Here is a 5055-nt window from a genome sequence, read left to right as displayed (position 1 = left end):
AGCCAAGGTGTATTTCGCTAAATTTATTTCAGCAAGCTGAAAATCGAATTTTCATTATTTACCCCTCTGCCTTCGGCATCTCCCCTCAAACAGGGGAGAAATTTCGGAAAACCCCGACGCAAGCGTCGAGGAATTCTATTGATTAAAATTGATAAATTCTTTCTTAAACCTGTTCCTTATTCTCAGATATTTTACTATTCTTTAAAATTTTTATTATCTCATGAGCTATCAGGAATATCGCTGATGCAGCTAAAATCGAAATCCAATCACTCATACGAAGTGGAGCAAAAGATAAAAAATCATTGAAACCAGGAGTATAAATAGCAATCAGGCAGATAGAAATTGAAAACAAAATGGAATAAAGAATTTTGGGATTGCTGAAGAAATTTCGTGAGAAGATCGTTTTCAGTTCATACCGGCGAGACATGATATTGATGAATTGTGTAAAAGCGATCGTGGTGTAGCATATCGTTGTTGCTCTGGCATATAAAATGTGATCTGAAGTCAGTTCTATTCCCATTCTCTTAATGAATAATCCGAAATTCATAAATGCTAAAAGTCCCATCAGTAAGCCAAGAAAAATGATCTCTGAAGAAGACCGTTTGTTGATGATATGATCTGTTCGGCTGCGTGGTGGCGAACTCATCAATTCCTTGGAACCAGGATCGAAAGTTAATGCGGTCAAAGGTAAAATCTCTGCAAAAAGGTCTATCGCTAAAATTTGAATTGCCAGAATCGGGATCGGCCAGTTGAATAATGTAACTCCCAACAAGCCTAATAAAACAACAGTTAATTCTGCACCGTTACTGGTGAGGGAAGCCAGCACAGTTTTCCGCAGATTATTGTAAATAATCCTGCCTTCGCGGATCGCCTTGACCAGAGTTGGAAAGCTGTCGTCCAGCAAAACCAATTCCGCTGCCTGCTTGGAAACGTCTGTTCCCATCTGACCCATGGCAACGCCGATGTGAGCACTTTTCAGAGCTGGTGCGTCGTTTACTCCATCGCCTGTAACTGCTACTATCTTATCCTGGTTCTTCAGAAGTTTTACAATACGAAGTTTATCTTCGGGTGAAACCCGACTGAAGATGAGTGAATCATTCTCTATCATTATTTTATTCAATTCTTCATCAGAAAGATCGGTGAATTCTTTACCGGTAACCACAGGCACATCTTCACCAACAGCTGAAAGATTTATTTCTTTCCCGATTGCCTGCGCAGTGATGGCATGATCACCGGTCATGATGAACGTGCTGATATGAGCTTCGTGAGCTTTGTCTATTGCTTCTTTTACACCTTGTTTTGGTGGATCGGTCATTGCTACAAGACCCAAAAAAATCACATCTTTTTCGATATCTTCCAGTATAAAATCTTTCTCATTCTTTTCCAGTTTGCGATGAGCAATGGCAATAACACGCATTGCCTGCCTGGAATATGACTCATTGATCTGCTCTATTTTCTTCTTATCTGCTTCGCTGATTATTTCTTTTTTTCCATGTTTCCAGATATGCTTGCTGATCGATAAAATGCTGTCTGTTGCTCCTTTCATCGTCAGAAATTTTTCTTCACCAAACTGACGGATAGAGCTCATTCTTTTGCGTACAGAATCAAAACTGAATTCGTGTAGTTCAGGATTTTCTTCGTCTTCTTTTGGGGAATACGTTCTCAATTTGGAGGAGAGCGTAATGAGAGCAGCTTCGGTCGGATCACCGATCGGATACCAGTTATCGTGGTTTTCGTCGGGTGGATGAATTGTAGCATTGGAAGCCATCGTAGCAGAATCCAGCATCACTTCCAACTCCTGAATCTGCTTTTGTGAGAGCTCATTACCTGCTTCATTTTGAATGGAACCTTCCGGTTTATAACCCAAACCTGTGATCTTGTAAAATGCGTCTGAAAACCACAGTTCTTTCACCGTCATTTCGTTCTTAGTCAAAGTTCCGGTTTTATCGGTGCAGATCACGTCGGTGGAGCCAAGTGTTTCTACTGAAGACAATTTTTTTACAACAGCATTTTCCTTAGCCAACCGGTTTACGCCTTGCGTAAGGGCAACGGTGATTTGCATGGGAAGAGCTTGCGGAACTACAGCAACAGCAATTCCCAAAGCATAAATCAGGGCAAAATTAATTCCCAGCCCTTGCAGTGCACTGCCTATAAATAAGAACATGGCAATAATAATAGCAAAAAAGGTGAGTCGATTTGCCACACTCTGCAATTCGATCTGCAAAGGAGAACGAGATTTTTCTTCTTCCTGTGTAAGATTTGCAATCTTTCCCATTTCTGTATTCATTCCCGTAGCTGTTACAATTCCCTTTGCATTTCCGGCGGCTACAGTTGTTCCCAGATACACCATATTATCCCGATCTGCCAAGCCACATTCTTCCTTGATAACATTGCTGTGTTTGTCCTGCGGCATCGATTCTCCCGTAAGAGAAACATCATTTGTTCGTAAATTGAACGACTCAATAATGCGAATATCTGCCGGTACTTTATCTCCTTCATCCAGACTAATGATATCTCCCGGTACCAATTCACTTTGATGAATCTCTTTGAATTCTCCATTGCGCAACACTTTGGAAGGAGACTGCACCAGTTTTTTGAGTGACTCCATTATTTTTTCTGCCTTATATTCCTGCAGAAATCCGATGACGGCATTGATGATGGCAATAATAAGCATGATAAAGCCATCACGATAACTTTTGATAAAAAATGACAGTCCTGCTGCTACCATTAGAACAATCATAAATACATCTCTAAATTGTAGTAAAAACTTAATGACTGGTGATTGTTTTTTACTTGTAGTTAACTCGTTTTTTCCGTATTCTTCTTTTCTTTTGGCAGCATCTTCAGAATTTAATCCTTTTGGGGAAGAAGATAGTTTCTCAAAAATTTCATCTGCTTTCAATTGATACCAGTTTATTTTTTCCAATTTCTAATCTCCAATTTAATTTTAATAATTTAACTTCTAAAATTCAGTTTTGCTTCAAAAGGTCAAATAATAAAATTAAAGAAAATTCTTAAATTTGACTATCACCGTGGCAGAGCCAAGGTGTATTTCGCTAAATTTATTTCAGCAAACTGAAAATCGAATTTTCATTATTTACCCCTCTACCTTCGGCATCTCCCCTCGAACAGGGGAGAAATTTCGGAAAACCCCGACGCAAGCGTCGAGGAATTCTATTGATTAAAAAAAAGGTCGAGGAAGTCTCCACCGATAGGAAGAGAGAGGGTTGACTATACAGCAAAGACCTCCGACCTTCATTTTTTTTTTACAGATTAAAAAGATGTAATGAAATTTTGGTGCCAAATGGAATAATTAACTGTAAAAATCAGTGTAACTTATTATAAAATATAGAAATAAAATTTGTTTCTGCTGTTTTGTTGAAGTTTTGCTTATGCTATTTTTGTGTCATATAAGACACAAATCACATAATTTACTGTCCCAATCTGATTTTTATTAGTAACGAGTGTAATAAATTGGAATACCGAAAATTTTGTAGACCGTGGTATAACATGAAGAGCATTCGTACTTCTTTAGGCCAGGAATATGCCTTTGCCAGGGAGCACGTCGAACACGTCTGAATGAAGTATTACCGCATTTAGAGCATTTAAATTTCATCTACTCTTCCTCCCTTGGCTATATTGCAAAATGTAATATTCATTCGTCAACTAAAAATAAAATTTACTACAAAATGTCAAAGTTCTATATTGTATCATAAAGGACACAAGTCGTTTGTAAGCCTACTAAGAATTGAAATTAATCCATGCAAACATTCCTGATCGTCATCATCTATAAATTTTGCACTTAAATCAATAAAGAAAATTTTTAAATTTGACTATCACCGTGGCAAAGCCAAGGTGTATTTCGCTAAATTTATTTCAGCAAGCTGAAAATCGAATTTTCATTATTTACCCCTCTGCCTTCGGCATCTCCCCTCAAACAGGGGAGAAAATTTGGAAAACCCCGACGCAAGCGTCGAGGAATTCTATTGATTAACATCAATTTAAGCAATTTTCATATTTAAATGGACAACTTATTGCATACTAAAAAACTTAAATAATGATAAATGAATTATGAATTTGGAGAAATGCATGATTAGTAAAATTGATGTGGAAAATTTACTGAAACAATTGGATGGTATTTTCGTGAGCACAAAAAAAGAATTTACAGAATATCTGTCTGAGCTTGGTTTACCATTGGAAGTTTAAGGAGAGAATTATGAAAGATAAAAAACAGATTCCAACTATCCTGGAAAGCGATACAAAAACACCGAAGATAATGGTTGTGGATGATGAACCGATCAATGTGATGATTGCCAAAAAAATATTAGAAAAGAATCAATATGAAACAATTACAGCAGCCAGCGGTGCTGAAGCTTTGCAAAAAATAGAAGAAAATCCTCCCGATTTGATTTTATTGGATATTATGATGCCGGCAATGAATGGTTTTGAAGTTTGTATAAAACTGCAGGAAGATGATGTAAAAAAAGAAATTCCTGTCATTTTTCTTACTGCGGTTACCGATAAAGAAAGTATTGTAAAAGGCTTTGAAGCAGGCGGAAAAGATTATCTCACCAAACCTTTCAACACTCCCGAACTTCTGGCTCGGGTAAAAGCTCATGTCAGCTTGAAACTGGTCAGCGATAAACAAAAAATGCTTATCGAAAAACTTCAGAAAGCACTACATGAAATTCAAACGCTTTCCGGTCTACTGCCTATTTGCTCTCATTGTAAAAAGATCAGAGATGATTCCGGTTATTGGAAAGGTGTGGAACATTATATTGCCGAACATAGCGACGCCCAGTTCAGCCATGGAATTTGCCCGGATTGTATGCGCCAATACTATCCTAAAGTAGCAGAAAAAGTTCTGAAAAAACAGGAAGAAGAATTTGCCAAACAAAAGGCAGAAAAAGAAGCGGAAAGTCAAGTCCAAATTTGTGTGTAAATTCCTCATATTGGATTTCACGCAATTTTCTTGATTAGTTATTTGTTATTTTCTTTCTTTGATTCATAATACTCGTCCATTATAAAATACTTTTTACCAGTAATCCATTTTTC

General features: G+C 37.4%; 2 protein-coding genes. One reads left to right on the top strand and one right to left on the bottom strand.

Annotated features, from left to right (window positions below; genetic code table 11):
* Nucleotides 1–163 precede the first annotated feature (163 nt).
* Complete coding sequence (locus K9N40_13095) at nt 164–2926, bottom strand: cation-transporting P-type ATPase (GenBank protein MCF7815405.1); 2763 nt, start codon at nt 2924–2926, stop codon at nt 164–166.
* Nucleotides 2927–4216: 1290 nt separating this feature from the next.
* Here K9N40_13095 and K9N40_13090 point away from each other — a divergent pair.
* Entirely contained in the window at nt 4217–4942 is a 726-nt protein-coding gene (locus K9N40_13090; protein ID MCF7815404.1) for a response regulator, read from the top strand.
* Nucleotides 4943–5055 lie beyond the last annotated feature (113 nt).

It is taken from the genome of Candidatus Cloacimonadota bacterium (assembly GCA_021734245.1).
In the GTDB taxonomy this organism is placed as follows: Bacteria; Cloacimonadota; Cloacimonadia; order Cloacimonadales; family TCS61; genus B137-G9.
This window is presented reverse-complemented; position numbering and strand designations above follow the sequence as displayed.

Excerpts from the sequence above, each read along its gene's own strand:
- K9N40_13090 (MCF7815404.1), top strand. The coding sequence starts at position 4,217 with ATGAAAGATAAAAAACAGATTCCAACTATCCTGGAAAGCGATACAAAA.